General features: G+C 55.9%; 14 protein-coding genes. 7 read left to right on the top strand and 7 right to left on the bottom strand.

The genetic code is table 11. The annotated features are described in order from the left end of the window. Window positions 1-63 precede the first annotated feature (63 nt). The 5 genes from F3J29_RS17100 to F3J29_RS17080 all read right to left on the bottom strand — a co-directional run bounded on the left by F3J29_RS17100 (window position 64) and on the right by F3J29_RS17080 (window position 5,377). A complete protein-coding gene (locus tag F3J29_RS17100) occupies window positions 64-426 on the bottom strand; it encodes a YibL family ribosome-associated protein (protein WP_008458687.1) in 363 nt (120 codons plus the stop codon). Window positions 427-497: 71 nt separating this feature from the next. After that, entirely contained in the window at window positions 498-1,037 is a 540-nt protein-coding gene (mtlR, locus tag F3J29_RS17095) for a mannitol operon repressor MtlR (RefSeq protein ID WP_008458691.1), read from the bottom strand. Window positions 1,038-1,082: 45 nt separating this feature from the next. After that, window positions 1,083-2,231: a mannitol-1-phosphate 5-dehydrogenase gene (mtlD, locus tag F3J29_RS17090; RefSeq protein ID WP_166867864.1), complete on the bottom strand. Its 1,149-nt coding sequence runs from the start codon at window positions 2,229-2,231 to the stop codon at window positions 1,083-1,085. A gap of 160 nt (window positions 2,232-2,391) precedes the next feature. Beyond that, window positions 2,392-4,311: a PTS mannitol transporter subunit IICBA gene (locus F3J29_RS17085; RefSeq protein WP_008458694.1), complete on the bottom strand. Its 1,920-nt coding sequence runs from the start codon at window positions 4,309-4,311 to the stop codon at window positions 2,392-2,394. Window positions 4,312-4,777: 466 nt separating this feature from the next. Beyond that, window positions 4,778-5,377 carry an NAD(P)H oxidoreductase gene (locus tag F3J29_RS17080; protein ID WP_166867862.1) on the bottom strand — a complete coding sequence of 200 codons (600 nt, stop codon included), beginning with the start codon at window positions 5,375-5,377 and terminating at the stop codon, window positions 4,778-4,780. 100 nt (window positions 5,378-5,477) lie between these two features. Here F3J29_RS17080 and F3J29_RS17075 point away from each other — a divergent pair, with 100 nt between their 5' ends. The 5 genes from F3J29_RS17075 (at window position 5,478) to exaC (ending at window position 12,009) form a co-directional block, all read left to right on the top strand. Next, the gene (locus F3J29_RS17075) at window positions 5,478-6,368 is read left to right on the top strand and encodes a LysR family transcriptional regulator (protein WP_166867860.1); all 891 of its coding nucleotides are present in this window, start codon (window positions 5,478-5,480) and stop codon (window positions 6,366-6,368) included. 65 nt (window positions 6,369-6,433) lie between these two features. Then, on the top strand, window positions 6,434-7,042 hold the full coding sequence (locus tag F3J29_RS17070; RefSeq protein WP_166867858.1) for a glutathione S-transferase: 609 nt from the start codon (window positions 6,434-6,436) through the stop codon (window positions 7,040-7,042). A 70-nt stretch (window positions 7,043-7,112) separates the two neighbouring features. Further along, window positions 7,113-8,501, top strand: a complete 1,389-nt coding sequence (selA, locus tag F3J29_RS17065) for an L-seryl-tRNA(Sec) selenium transferase (protein ID WP_166867855.1) — start codon at window positions 7,113-7,115, stop codon at window positions 8,499-8,501. Further along, window positions 8,498-10,333, top strand: a complete 1,836-nt coding sequence (selB, locus tag F3J29_RS17060) for a selenocysteine-specific translation elongation factor (RefSeq protein WP_166867853.1) — start codon at window positions 8,498-8,500, stop codon at window positions 10,331-10,333. Before selA ends, selB begins: the two co-directional genes overlap by 4 nt. 137 nt (window positions 10,334-10,470) lie before the next feature. Beyond that, window positions 10,471-12,009 (top strand): acetaldehyde dehydrogenase ExaC, encoded by a 1,539-nt coding sequence (gene exaC / locus F3J29_RS17055; protein ID WP_166867852.1) that lies wholly within the window; start codon window positions 10,471-10,473, stop codon window positions 12,007-12,009. A 90-nt stretch (window positions 12,010-12,099) separates the two neighbouring features. On the opposite strand, the gene F3J29_RS17050 is transcribed toward exaC, so the two are convergent. After that, the gene (locus F3J29_RS17050; protein WP_166867850.1) at window positions 12,100-13,179 is read right to left on the bottom strand and encodes a type I restriction endonuclease; all 1,080 of its coding nucleotides are present in this window, start codon (window positions 13,177-13,179) and stop codon (window positions 12,100-12,102) included. 249 nt (window positions 13,180-13,428) lie between these two features. On the opposite strand from F3J29_RS17050, the gene F3J29_RS17045 reads away from it, so the two are divergent. After that, window positions 13,429-13,680 (top strand): type II toxin-antitoxin system Phd/YefM family antitoxin, encoded by a 252-nt coding sequence (locus F3J29_RS17045; protein WP_166867848.1) that lies wholly within the window; start codon window positions 13,429-13,431, stop codon window positions 13,678-13,680. Further along, window positions 13,677-13,973, top strand: a complete 297-nt coding sequence (locus tag F3J29_RS17040) for a type II toxin-antitoxin system RelE family toxin (protein WP_166867846.1) — start codon at window positions 13,677-13,679, stop codon at window positions 13,971-13,973. The genes F3J29_RS17045 and F3J29_RS17040 overlap by 4 nt, the downstream gene beginning before the upstream one ends. A gap of 3 nt (window positions 13,974-13,976) precedes the next feature. Here the strand turns inward: F3J29_RS17040 and fdhD are convergent, their stop codons facing one another. Next, the gene (gene fdhD, locus F3J29_RS17035) at window positions 13,977-14,801 is read right to left on the bottom strand and encodes a formate dehydrogenase accessory sulfurtransferase FdhD (RefSeq protein WP_166867844.1); all 825 of its coding nucleotides are present in this window, start codon (window positions 14,799-14,801) and stop codon (window positions 13,977-13,979) included. Between the last annotated feature and the right edge of the window lie 163 nt (window positions 14,802-14,964).

The following is a 14,964-nucleotide window of genomic DNA, read 5'->3' as shown; positions in this document are numbered from 1 at the left end:
TGTGGATTTAACAGGCTGATGAGGCAGATTTTATCGGCTTATTTCACCGAAAAGAGAGCGCGGTCAGAATTCCGTGCGGGAAAAACCGGTCATTTCGGTCAGTTCCATCTCGCGACCCAGGGCGGTCATCGGGTGGACAATCACCAGGCCACGCACGCTTTTCTTGAGCTTGCCCATATCGGCCTGCTCTTTTTTGGTAATCGCACGCTTGTACGGCAGCGCTACCAGCTTCTGCGCTTCTTTGCTCAGCTTCTGGTTACGCACCGCCTGCAGGCGAGCGATTTCGATTTCCAGCTTCTGCCGCTCTTTTTCCAGTTCGGCATATTTTTCCGCTTCGTTGATCAGGTGCAGGCCTGGCATTTCGTGGCGGATAGCGTCCAGACGGTCGCTAAGGCGTTTAATTTCTGCTTTTTCGATTTCTTTCATTTTGACTTACCGTGAATAAAGATGGCTTGCTGGCAAGGATACACGATCCTGAGGGACAGGGCGAAAGGCGGCTATTTTTGGAAGGCTTTTTTTAAGCTGATCCTTGAGATCAGCTCTGTCAGAGAAAGTACCATCGTGGACCGGACTATTTGCATGTAGCGCTGACGCTGCATCGCCAGCAGTTCAGGATCGCTGCCGTCCACGAAGGTCGGCGTCGGCGGCAGCGCCGTCACGCAGTGCAGTTCGCCAAACGGGCCAAGCATTTCATCATCGGTGAAGCTGTATTCGTTGCCGTCGTGGTTCAGCTCTTCCCGGAGCGCCATGAGCAGCTCGCAGTCTTCGTACTCAGCGCGATTCAGTACGCCCAGCCCGTAGATAAGCTTCAGGCGTACCGACAGGTCGCCCAGCGGGCCGTCGCCGTCCAGCAGTGGCTCAACCGCATATTTCACCGCGTAGTCGTCCTTGCGGAACACCTGCAGCACCAGGATATTTACCGCTTCGGTTAACAGCTCGACGGCAGCAATCAGCAGGCTTCGTACGGTTTTGCCGGCATTCAGTCGCTCAAGCACGCGGTTTTCAAAGGCCTGGGTTTCTTCCATTTTTGCCTGCATCACTAAACATGTTTCAGGCGCGGCATCCACCGCGCCTGCATAGGGTTATGCTATGGCGTTATACGCCTTCACCGCCTCAGTCACGGCTTCGCTGTTCGCATCCAGACCGGACACTTCCGCCAGCGCCGCCTGCGGGCCTTTATCTGCCAGAAGCTGCTTCAGCTCCTGCGCCTGCGGATCCTGCTCGCTGTGGTAGTGCATTGCCGCCGCAATCCCTTTGATCAGGTTAGCGTGAGGCAAACCGTACTCAATCGTCCCAAGCAGCGGCTTAACCAGGCGGTCACCCGCGCTGAGTTTACGCAGCGGCTGGCGGCCAACGCGTTCCACGTCATCCTTCAGATACGGGTTTTCGAAACGACCGAGGATTTTCTTGATGTACGCGGCATGTTTGTCGGCTTCAAAGCCGTAGCGCTTAATCAGTACCGCGCCGCTCTCTTCCATCGCCCCTTTCACTACGGCGCGCACTTTCTCATCAAGAATGGCATCGCGGATAGTCTGGTGCCCGGCCAGCTGACCGAGGTACGCGGTTATAGCATGCCCGGTATTCAGCGTGAAGAGCTTGCGCTCGACAAACGCCATAAGATTATCAGTAAGTTCCATACCAGGAATGTTCGGCAGGTCACCTTTAAACTGGGTTTTATCGACAATCCACTCGCTGAAAGTCTCCACGGTCACTTCCAGCGGATCGTGAGTGGCGGATTCAGACGGCGGAACGATGCGGTCAACCGCAGAATCGACAAAGCCAACGTGCTGCTCTACCCACGCCCACGCGTCAGCAGACAGCGCTTTCTTGACGTGCTCTTTCAGCTGGCTGGTGCCACGCACCATGTTTTCACAGGCGATGATGTTCAGCGGCGTTTCGTTGCCGTTCGCGCGGCGCAGCTCCAGGCCTTTGGCAAGCGTTGGCGCGATGCGCTCCAGCACAACCGGGCCGACGGCGGTGGTTACCAGGTCGACCTGAGCGATAAGGGCCACAACGTCGTCACCGATGCTGCTGACGGCATTCACGTTGGAGACGGTATCAATCTGCTGCTGCTCGCCGACTACGTGAACCTGGTAGCTGTGACGCGCGTTCAGGGCATCCAGAACCACCTGGTTTACGTCGGCAAAAGTCAGCTGCAGACCGGCGTCCGCCAGCAGTTTACCGATAAAGCCACGACCGATATTACCTGCACCAAAATGTAATGCTTTCATTGCGTTAACCTTCCTGATTATTTCACCCGTGAGGGCTGGGGTAAGGATACTGTATGCGAATCCCCTCACCCTAGCCCTCTCCCCTTTGGGGAGAGGGTACATCCAGAACCGCCCCTTTTTACTTCCTCTCCCTTTTAGGGAGAGGATCGGGGTGAGGCTCTTATTTCTTACCGGCCAGCAAATCCAGCACTTCCTGGACGCTGGTGGTGTGCGCCAGGCGCTCAATCACCGACTCATCATCCAGCGCGTTGGTCAGGCTGGTGATCACCTGGATGTGTTCGTTATTGCGGGCAGCAATACCGATCACCAGGCGGGCCACGTCTTCCGGCTCTTCACCGAAGTGAACGCCTTCAGGGTACTGGCAGAACACCACGCCGGTTTTCAGCACGCGGTCTTTCGCTTCCACGGTGCCGTGAGGAACCGCAATACCTTCGCCCAGGTAGGTCGGGGTCAGTTTTTCGCGCTCAAACATCGCGTCCACGTATTCCGGCTGCACGTAGCCGCCGTTCACCAGCTGCTCACCGGCAAAGCGAATCGCTTCTTCTTTGTTGCTGGCTTTCAGGCCCAGGAACACGTTACCCGCGCCCAGCTTGAACACCGCGTCTTCGCTGGAAACAAAGCTGTCTTCCAGGCTGTGCATGACTTTTTCTTCTTTCTGACTCAGGTTCTGGGAAGCCACCAGACGCTCAACCAGGTTGGCGTAGAGGCTGCTGTCGAGGAAGTTGGTCAGGGAGATATGCTGCGCCTGCGGCACCTGGCGCATCGCACGCTCGGTCAGGTCGCGGTGGGTAATCACCAGGTCAACGTCGTCCGGCAGGCTGTTGATCGCGCAGTTAGTCACGGAGATGTTTTTCAGGCCAGCATCGTTCACTTTCTTACGCAGCACGCCTGCGCCCATGGCGCTGGAGCCCATCCCTGCGTCGCAGGCTACGATGATTTTACGCACGTGGCTCAGATCATTAGACAGGCCTGCACCTACCGCCAGCGGCGCTGCACCACCTTTAGATTCTGCTTTCATTTCCTGCATACGGCGAGCCGCAGCTTCGATGTCGTCTTCTTCTTTCACCTTGCTGGTTTTCAGCAGGATGGCGGAGACCACGAAGGAGACAACCATTGCCGCACAGATGGCCGCGATGTTAGCGAAGTACGCGCCTTTCGGGGTCATCGCCAGCACCGCCAGGATGGAACCTGGGGACGCCGGAGATACCAGGCCGCCGTTCAGCACGGTCAGGGTGAACACGCCGGTCATGCCGCCGAGGATAACGGCCAGGATCAAACGTGGGTTCATCAGCACATACGGGAAGTAAATTTCGTGGATACCGCCCAGGAAGTGAATGATAGCCGCGCCGCCCGCAGACTGCTTGGCGTTACCGCGCCCGAAGAACATGTACGCCAGCAGAACACCCATACCCGGACCCGGGTTCGCTTCAATCAGGAAGAAGATGGATTTGCCCAGCTCGTGGGACTGCTGAATACCCAGCGGGGAGAAGATACCGTGGTTGATGGCGTTGTTCAGGAACAGGATTTTGGCTGGTTCTACGAAGATAGATGCCAGCGGCAGCATGTCGTGCACAACCATGAAGTTAACGCCTGCCGCCAGAACTTTGGACAGGACTTCAACCGCAGGGCCGATGCCGAGGAACGCCAGAATCGCCAGGATCATCCCGATGATACCGGCAGAGAAGTTGTTCACCAGCATTTCAAAGCCGGATTTGATTTTACCGTCGACCCATTTGTCGAAGTGCTTGATTGCCCAGCCGCCCAGAGGACCCGCAATCATTGCGCCGAGGAACATCGGCATATCAGCCCCGACGATAACGCCCATAGTCGTAATCGCACCCACCACGCCGCCGCGGTCACCGCCAATCAGGCGACCACCGGTAAAGCCGATCAGCAGCGGCAGCAGGTAAGTGATCATCGGGCCTACCAGCTTCGCCAGCGTTTCGTTTGGCAACCATCCGGTAGGAATAAATAAGGCCGTGATAATACCCCAGGCGATAAACGCCCCGATATTTGGCATAACCATATTGCTGAGGAAACGACCAAAGCTTTGCACTTTGATCTTGATATCGGATGACATACACATACCCCTTGTTGGTGTTCCGCGCTGAAAAGCAGCCCGAGGTTTATTGTTAACGTAGCGGCAGGGTCGCCGGCCTTATGCAGTAAAGTGACGCGAATCTGGCACTGAATCGTTAAGCTGTCCAGCAGCCGCCCAATTATGTGATTTAGATCACTAATATTCAGGGATAACCCATCCGCATTGAGTGATCACGATCACACAACTGCAGTGTAAAAAAAGTACACCGTGGAATTTTTAACCCTGATTGACCCTTTAATGTGACCAACATCACATTTAGTTATGACATCTTTGTTATTTATTTGTGATCTAACTCACAAAGTATTTTTAAGCAGATTAACCCTAATGTGATCCAGTTAAAATCTGGGCGTTGACAATAAACGGCGGGCAAGAAAGGGATGAAAGTAAATTACAGCGAAGCGGCTGGCAGAAAGCGCGACGTTGAATGCCGCGCTGGAATGAAAAGTTAGTTATCTAAATCCGCGACAATGCCGCGCGCCTGAGCAAACAGCTGCTGGTAATGTGCGTCGCTGTCGCCAATCCCCTCTTCCACGCCGATGGTGTTATAAAGAAAGTCGATTTTTGCATCTTCCACGCCCAGATACCCCATTGAGCCGTGAATATAATCGGCCATGTTTTCTTCCCAGCCATATTTCACAAAACCGGCCTGTGAACCGCCGACCAGCGCCACCCAGCGGATTTTCTTATTTCCCAGCGTGCTGCCTGGCCCGTAGCCCAGGCCGTAATTCCACACGCGATCCAGATAACCTTTGAGCATGGCCGGGAAGCTGTACCACCACACAGGAAAGACCACCACCAGGGTGTCTTTATCTTCTAACTCGCCAAACAGACGGTGAACGTCCGGGGAGTACTGCTTCTGTGGGTTGTTCCAGTCCGGCTCGTCTTCCACGCCCAGCGCCGGGTTAAAGCCGCTGCGGTACAGATCCAGGGAGGAGACGTTAATGCCGCGCTCGGTCGCCTCGCCCTGAATTTCCTGCACCACCTGCGCGGTTAGCGACTCACTGCGCGGGTGCGCCCAAACAATATACATATTCTCTGATTTCATGGAGTTATCTCAGTCAGTGGGAATGTGCGTTCACTTTACGACCGCTGAATAATTCTGTAAAACGTAGTATTTGATATGGGTTAATGAAGGATTTTCACTAATGCCGCTGAATTTTACCGACTTCGCAACCTTTATTGCCGTGGCGCGGCACAAAAGCTTTCGCGCCGCCGGGGACGAGCTGGGGCTGTCTCCTTCGGCGATTAGCCACGGCATCAAGCAGCTCGAGCAGCGGCTGAAAATCCGGCTGTTCAACCGCACCACCCGCAGCGTCTCGCTGACCGAGGCGGGCAGCAACCTCTACGAGCGCCTGCGCCCGGCCTGCGACGAAATTCATACCATTCTTGATGAGGTGAATTCGTTTCGTGATACCCCGATGGGCACCCTCAAAATCAACAGTTCGCGGCTGGCTTCACGCCTTGTACTCATGCCGCTGGTCGCCGGATTTACCGCTCGTTATCCGGACATCAAAGTCGAAGTGACCACCGACGACAGGCTGGTGGATATCGTGAAGCAGGAGTACGACGCAGGCATACGCCTCAGCACCACGGTGGAAAAAGATATGATTGCCGTTCCCATCGGCCCAAAAGCGAGGATTTGCGTCGTCGCCACGCCGGAATACCTGGCGCAAAACCCTGCGCCAATGCACCCTCGCGAGCTGGTTAATCACTGCAGCGTCATCTTTCGTTTTCACAGCGGGCGCCCCTATTGCTGGGAGTTTTACGGGCCGGAAGGCAAGCTGGAGGTGACGCCGTGCGGCAACATCGTTGTGGACGATCTCGACTCCGAACTGTCGGCGGTGCTGTGCGGCGCAGGCATCGGCTATCTCTATAAGCAGCAGGTAGAAGAACATCTGGCAAGCGGCAGGCTGATTTCTATGCTCGAAGACTGGCTGCCAGAGCTGCCGCCGTTCCAGTTCTATTACCCCAATCGACAGTACATGCCCAGCGCACTGCGCACCTTTGTCGATTATATAAAAGCGCCGCAGGCGTAGACTTTTTCACCAATGTTGGGTATCTGTTTCATACTTACCTCAAGTTGGCAAAAACGGATAATGTCATGAAACTGATCGGTAATTACACCAGCCCCTATGTACGAAAGATCTCGGTTATTCTGCTTGAAAAAGGCCTCAGTTTTGAATTTATTAACGTCAACCCGTGGGTTGGCGATAGTCCGGCCCCGCAGTACAACCCGCTAGGCAAAGTCCCTACGCTCATCACCGATGAAGGCGAGCGCTGGTTTGATTCACCGGTCATTGCCCAATATCTTGAGCTGCTGAACATTGCGCCAGAGCTAATCCCGCACGATCCGAAAGCCGCGCTGAAAGTGCGGCAGCTTGAGGCGCTTTCCGACGGCATTCTGGACGCGGCGTTAACATCGGTGCGTGAGAAACTGCGCCCGGCGGAACAGCAGTCTGAAGAGGTCCTGGTACGCCAGCGCGAGAAGATAGGCCGCGCCCTCGACCTGCTGGAAGAATACGCCGCCGACGGCACGCTGACCGCAGAACCGCTCAATCTGGCCAGTATTTCTGCAGCCTGCGCCGTGGGCTATCTTAATTTCCGCCGCGTTTCGCCGGGCTGGTGCGTGAACCGCCCTCACCTGGTCAAGCTGGTGGAACAGCTGTTCCAGCGCGAGAGTTTTGCCCGTACCGAACCGCCCGCGGCATGATCTGCGGCCAGGACAGGGGACGCTGTCCCCTGTAATATCGTCCACAAACTTCTTACATTCAGTCCCTGCCATGACGACAGCTCAAACACTTTTTAGCCATCTTCCGGCGACCGATCGCCTGCTGCGCGACGCCGCCTTTACCGCCCTGCTTGCCGAGTTCGGCCACACCCGCGTGGTTGCCACGCTGAGAATGCTGCAAAACGAAGCGCGCGAGCACATCCGCTCAGCAAGCAAGCTGCCGGACTGGAGCGAGGACTGGGCGAAGAAAACGCGGAGCGTGCTCGAAGCCAGCCAGCGCAGCGCTCTTCAGCCCGTGTTCAACCTGACCGGCACCGTGCTACACACCAATCTTGGCCGGGCATTACAGGCAGAAGAGGCTATTGCGGCTGTGACGGAGGCCATGCGCTCCGCCGTCACGCTGGAATATTCGCTGGACGATGCCGGGCGCGGCCACCGGGATCGCGCCATCGCCGACCTGCTTTGTGAGCTGACCGGGGCGGAAGACGCCTGCATCGTCAATAACAATGCGGCGGCGGTCCTGTTAATGCTGGCGGCCTGTGCAAACGGCGGTGAAGTGGTGGTTTCGCGCGGTGAACTGGTGGAGATTGGCGGCGCGTTTCGCATCCCCGACGTCATGCGCCAGGCCGGCTGCACACTGGTTGAAGTTGGCACCACCAACCGCACGCACCTGAAAGATTACCGCGCGGCAGCGGGGGAAAACACCTCGCTGCTGATGAAGGTTCACACCAGTAACTACCACATTGAAGGCTTCACCAAAGCCGTCAGCGAGGCCGAGCTGGTTACGCTGGGCAACGAACTCGACCTGCCGGTCGTCACCGATCTGGGCAGCGGCTCGCTGGTGGATTTAAGCCAGTGGGGCCTGCCGCCTGAGCCAATGCCGCAGCAGCTGATTGCCGATGGCGTGAGCCTGGTGAGCTTCTCCGGCGACAAACTGCTCGGTGGCCCGCAGGCCGGGATCATCGTCGGCAAAAAGGCGCTGATCGAGCGTATTCAGAGCCACCCGCTGAAGCGCGCGCTGCGCGCCGATAAAATGACGCTGGCGGCGCTGGAAGCCACATTGCGGCTGTACCAGCACCCGGAAACGCTGGTTGAACGCCTGCCAACCCTGCGCCTGCTGACCCGCAGCGCCGAAGATATCCACCGGCAGGCAACCCGCCTGCTGCCCGCGTTTGAGCAGCGCTTTGGCGAGCTATTCGACGTGCGCGTTGAAGCATGCCTGTCGCAAATCGGCAGCGGCTCTTTGCCCGTTGACCGCCTGCCAGGTGCCGCTCTGACCTTCACGCCAAAAGACGGACGTGGCACAACGCTCGCCGCGCTGACGCAAACCCTGCGCGAGCTGGAAAGGCCGGTGATTGGCCGCGTGGCCGAGGGCCGCCTGTGGCTGGATTTACGCTGCCTCGAAAACGAAGCTCTGCTGCTGGAGGGGATCGCTCAGTGATTATCGCCACCGCCGGGCACGTCGACCACGGCAAAACTACTCTGCTTCAGGCTCTTACCGGCGTGAATGCGGACCGTCTGCCGGAAGAGAAAAAACGCGGCATGACCATCGACCTGGGCTACGCCTATTGGCCGCAGCCTGATGGGCGGGTTATCGGCTTTATCGACGTGCCCGGGCACGAAAAATTTCTGGCCAACATGCTGGCGGGCGTCGGCGGCATCGATCATGCCCTGCTGGTCATCGCCTGTGACGACGGCGTGATGGCGCAAACCCGCGAGCACCTGGCGATTTTACAGCTGACGGGCAGCCCGAAGATTACCGTCGCGCTGACCAAAGCCGACCGCGTGAGCGACAGCCGCATTGCGGAAGTCCGCGATGAAGTTACTGCACTCCTGGGTGATACCCAGGCCGCAATCTTTGTGACCGCCGCCACCAGCGGAGAAGGTATCGAGGCGCTACAGCAGCACCTCAAAGCGCTGAGCGAACGCCCTCATGCCACTGCGCACCGCTTCCGCCTCGCCATCGACCGCGCCTTTACGGTCAAAGGCGCAGGACTGGTGGTGACCGGCACGGCGCTGAGCGGCGAAGTCAATATCGGCGATTCACTCTGGCTGACGGGCGCAGAAAAACCGATGCGCGTGCGCGGCCTCCACGCTCAAAACCAGCCGGTAACCCACGCGATGGCCGGGCAGCGCATTGCGCTGAACATCAGCGGTGACGCGGAAAAAACCGACATCAGCCGGGGCGACTGGCTGCTGAGCGACAAACCGCTGCAGCCGGTTGAACGCGTCATCGTCGAGCTGCAAACGCTGCAGCCGCTCCAGCAGTGGCAGCCGCTGCACATTCATCATGCAGCCCGCCACGTAACCGGGAGAATTTCCCTGCTTGCAGGCAATCTGGCCGAGCTGGTGCTGGATGTGCCGCTGTGGCTGGCGGACAACGACCGCCTGGTGCTGCGCGATATTAGCGCCCGTACCACGCTCGCCGGTGCCCGTGCCGTGCTGCTTCATGCGCCACGCCGCGGTAAACGCCAGCCTGCCTTCCTGAGCTGGCTGGGTGAGCTGGCAGAAGCCACCGATGACCAGCAGGCGCTGGAATCTCACCTGGCGCGAGGCGCCGTTTTGCTCAACGAATTTAGCTGGGCGCGTCAGTTAACAACGCAAGGGCTTCAGGCCTTACTTGCGAAGCCGGGCTATTTGCAGGCGGGCAACGCGCTGTTAAGCCCAGACGTGGCCGCTCTCTGGCAGCAGAAACTGCTCGACGCGCTGGCACGCTATCACCAGCAGCATGACGATCAGCCGGGGCCGGGGCGAGAACGCCTGCGCCGTATGGCGTTGCCCGCAGAGGACGAAGGCCTGGTGCTGTCGCTCATCGAAAAAATGCGCGGCGAAGGCCTGCTGATGAGCCGCCAGGGCTGGCTGCATCTGCCGGGGCATGAGCCTGGATTTTCCACAGCACAGCAGGCCGTGTGGGATAAAGTCGACACCCTGTTTGGCGACGAGCCGTGGTGGGTGCGCGACCTGGCCAAAGAAACCGGTGAGGAAGAGCAGGCCATGCGTCAGCTGCTAAGATCCGCCGCCCAGCAGGGGCTGGTCACCGCGATCCTGAAAGATCGTTATTACCGCAACGATCGCCTGCAGGCGTTTGCCAATCTGATCCGCGAGCTGGATCAAACCCACGGCGCGACCAACGCCGCCGACTTCCGCGACAGATTAGGCGTGGGCCGCAAACTGGCGATTCAGATTCTGGAGTATTTCGACAAAATTGGCTTCACCCGTCGGCGCGGCAACGACCATCTGCTGCGCGACAGGGCCCTGTTTTTAGCTGCGTAATTCCCCTTTGAGCGAGAAGAGGTTTTGCCTCTTCTCCATAAGGAATCCGTGAAGCATGTCGTAAAGCCGGCGTGAAATGGCGAAGAAACAGGCAGCCCGAACTACCCTTGTGAGTGAACCATCACAAGGAGACGGCCATGACAAACAATCCTCCCGATACCCGTATTATCCCCGGCGAGTATGGTTTCCCGCTCAAGCTTAAACCTCGTTATGACAACTATATCGGCGGCCAGTGGGTTGCCCCGGTTGGCGGTCAATATTATGAAAACCTCACCCCGGTGACCGGCCAACCGCTGTGCGAAATCGCCAGCTCCGGCAAGGCCGACATCGACCTGGCGCTGGATGCCGCCCACGCAGCCAAAAAAGGCTGGGGGCAAATGTCCGTGCAGGAGCGCGCCACCCTTCTGCTGAAAATTGCCGATCGCATGGAGCAAAACATTGAGCTGCTGGCGACGGCAGAAACCTGGGACAACGGCAAACCGATTCGCGAAACCAGCGCCGCCGACGTGCCGCTGGCTATCGACCACTTCCGCTACTTTGCCTCCTGCATTCGTGCCCAGGAAGGCGGCATCAGCGAGGTGGATAAAGATACCGTCGCCTATCACTTCCACGAACCGCTGGGCGTGGTGGCGCAGATTATCCCGTGGAACTTCCCGCTGCTGATGGCGAGCTGGAAAATGGCGCCAGCGCTGGCGGCGGGCAACTGCATCGTACTTAAACCCGCGCGGCTGACCCCGCTCTCCGTGCTGCTGCTGATGGAGCTGGTTGGCGACCTGCTGCCGCCGGGCGTGGTTAACGTGGTCAACGGCGCGGGCGGTGACATTGGTGAATACCTGGCGACGTCTAAACGCATCGCTAAAGTGGCGTTTACCGGCTCCACCGAAGTCGGCCAGCAGATCATGCAGTACGCCACCCAGAACATTATCCCGGTCACGCTGGAGTTAGGCGGCAAATCCCCGAACATTTTCTTTGCCGACGTGATGGAAGAGGAAGACGCCTTCTTTGACAAGGCACTGGAAGGCTTTGCGCTATTCGCCTTCAACCAGGGTGAGGTCTGTACCTGCCCAAGCCGCGCGCTGGTGCAGGAATCTATCTACGAGCGCTTTATCGAGCGGGCCATTCGCCGGGTAGAAGCCATCCGCAGCGGCAACCCTTTGGACAGCCGCACCCAGATGGGCGCGCAGGTGTCTCAGGGGCAGATGGAAACCATCCTCAACTATATCGACATCGGCAAGAAAGAAGGCGCGGATGTACTCACCGGCGGGCGCAGAAAAGCGCTGACGGGCGACCTGCAGGCGGGCTACTACCTTGAGCCGACCATCCTGTTCGGTAAAAACAACATGCGTGTGTTCCAGGAGGAAATTTTCGGCCCGGTGCTCGCCGTCACTACGTTTAAAACCGTGGAAGAGGCGCTGGAGCTGGCGAACGACACCGAATACGGCCTGGGCGCGGGCGTGTGGAGCCGCAACGGCAGCCTGGCGTACAAAATGGGGCGCGGCATTCAGGCCGGGCGCGTGTGGACCAACTGTTACCACGCCTACCCGGCGCATGCGGCATTCGGGGGCTACAAACAGTCCGGGATTGGGCGCGAGACCCATAAGATGATGCTGGAGCATTACCAGCAGACGAAGTGCCTGCTGGTGAGCTATTCCGATAAGCCGCTGGGCCTGTTCTGAGGAATGACCCTCTCCCTGGCGGGGAGAGGGGATACACACTCTCCTCTCCCTGTTTTTCGCCTTATCCTTCAGGAACGAAGAGTATGCTCTTTAATTGTAGGAACAAGCGGTAGCTTTCAATATTTCTGCATGGAGATAAATATCATCAAGGCTTGATATAGGATGTCGTGTCTCAGCTTTAGCCTCGTCAAAAATACCAATATATTTTTGCGCGCGATTAAAATGCAGACGGCATATAGGCTTGCGGTTGTTATCATCCAGCAAAATACCAAAGTAGCTTTTTGTATCACGATGATTTATACGATTAGCTTCAACAACGGTGCGAACAATCGCTTTGACAATATGGTAGCCCTCCAACTCTTCAACCGTGGTGACGATTTCACTGTCTTCTGTTTTTTCCTCTGTCTCCACGTCATTAACAGATAGCTGAACATCTTTCACACCCGAAGGCTGTATGCCACTCATTGCTGACTTTAGTCGCTCATTGACCTGGTCATTTAAAAATTGACTAGCGGCCTTACGCGTAAGTTCGGTAAATGACTCCCTGACTTTCTGCGTGATCATGCCATCATAAACTCTGGAAGCGAAAAATTTCACAAAGTCATCTTCTGGCTCAGAAAACTGCAGTGCTATCAATTTTTTAATATGACTTACATATTTCAATTCACCCGCTGCATTGATAATCGACTCAACGTCAAATGCAGACTTTGTTAGCTTTAGCAGCTCAGGCAGAACGTACTCGTCGATATCCAGCAAATCAAACTCAAGGAAGGGTTTTTCATCCATCTTGTTAGGTGAGTCGAGATCGGTGTAAAACTTATAAAGCTGCCCATTGGTTAAAATAGAGATGCGTGCATTAGTAACATGGAAGTAACGGAAAAGTTGCGATGCATGATTAATATTAAGTGGTTCACCAATCTTCTTACATTCAATTAATATCTGCACTTCTCCATTTTTAAGAATGGCATAATCGATTTTCTCGCCCTTTTTCGTTCCAACATCACATATAAATTCAGGCACAACTTCAGTCGGATCAAAAACATCATAACCAAGCACGCTGTGGATAAATGGCATAACAAAGGCCGTTTTTGTTGCCTCCTCCGTCTGTATAGCGCCAGCTTGCTGTTTTATTTTTGCTGAAAGTGTATTTAATTTTTCTATAAATTCCATGGCATGGAGCTCCCAGATAATTGATATTTGCTGAGATGTAGAGACATAATTTATTTAAAACCAAATAGGGTTTATAAAGATACTACTAAGTTTTAGTTAGGGAAGAAAAACATCGTTAATTTTTATCCCTTATCACTCGCAGTAACTATAGCCGCTATCTAAAAAAGAACAAAAAACGCCCAAAAGACTTGTTAACAGGTCTCTTAGATCTATAATAAAGACCCGTTAAACAGTCTTAAGAGGTGACTTATGCCTAGCATCATCCTGAGCGACACCAGCGCCAGCGTTAGCGAACTGAAAAAAAATCCGATGGCGACGGTTAGCGCTGGAGACGGCTTCCCGGTTGCAATACTAAATCGCAACCAGCCGGCGTTTTACTGCGTACCAGCCGAGCTTTATGAAAAAATGCTTGATGCGCTGGATGACCATGAGTTGGTGAAGCTGGTCAATGAACGTAACAACCAGCCACTGATTGACGTGGATTTGGACAGTTATTTATGAGCTATACGGTGAAGTTCAGGGAAGACGCGTTGAAAGAATGGCACAAACTTGATAAAGCCATCCAACAGCAGTTCGCCAAAAAGCTAAAGAAATGCTGCGAGGACCCACACATCCCGGCCGCAAAACTTCGTGGCATGAAGGATTGCTACAAAATCAAACTGAAATCCAGCGGGTTCCGGCTGGTCTATCAGGTTATTGATGAAGTGTTGGTGATCGCCGTCGTTGCCGTTGGGAAACGCGAAAGAAGCCAGGTTTATAATCTTGCCAGCGAACGGATGAAATCCGTCCGCTAAAATCTAACGCAGCCGCTGAGGATGCGTATAAACCGTTGCCCGCCCGGGCCGGTTAAAGCCCACCAGCGTGAGATTTGTCCGCTGCGCAACTTCAACGGCTAATGAGGTGGCCGCAGACACCGCGAACAGGATTTCAATGCCGCACATCGCGGCCTTCTGCACCATTTCGTAGCTAGCCCGGCTCGACACCAGCGCGGCACCGTTTTGCCACGGATTACGGCTGCGAACGCCGAGCATTTTATCCAGCGCTACGTGGCGGCCAATATCTTCCCTTCCGTCGAGGATGTGGCCCTCTGGATCTAGCCAAAGTGCCGCATGGGTACAGCCGGTCAGCTCGCCGACGGGCTGGTAGTCACGCATTTTCTTCAGCGCTGCATCCAGGTTTTCCAGAGCAAATGTCTGGGTAAACGGCAGCGGCGGTACCGGGCGGCCAATATCGTTTAACTGCTCGACGCCGCAAACGCCGCAGCCGGTTCGCCCGGCCAGCGCTCGCCGGCGCTCTTTCAGCCCCATAAAGCGGCGGCTGGACAGCTCAATTTGCACTTCAATACCGTTACAGGACGGAGAGACATCCATCCCATAAATCTCCGCGGGGCTTTCAATGATGCCTTCGGAGAGCGAAAACCCGAGGGCAAACGCTTCGAGGTCTTTGGGGGAAGCCATCATCACAACGTGTGAAATGCCGTTGTAAACCAGCGCCACGGGCACTTCCTCCGCCAGCCAGTCGGTTTCTGCCACGGAGAGATTGCCCCGGTGCCAAAGCTCAACGGTGCTGGCACCTGCGATCTGCGCCACGGTTTCTTTTTCAGAGTAGCGAAATTTGTTCACTTAGTTTTAACCATTCGAGAACACCCTCAGGACCATTGTGGTATTCTACTTAATACCCCTTCCGGATGAAGGGAAGAAAGCCATCAAAATCTATACTGGTTCTCATTGTGAACCTTTGCGGGTTACCCCGCAAAATAAATCCTAAGCAATGTGAAATGTCGAA

Source organism: Enterobacter sp. Cy-643 (assembly GCF_011752815.1).
Taxonomy (GTDB): Bacteria; Pseudomonadota; Gammaproteobacteria; order Enterobacterales; family Enterobacteriaceae; genus Cedecea.
This window is presented reverse-complemented; position numbering and strand designations above follow the sequence as displayed.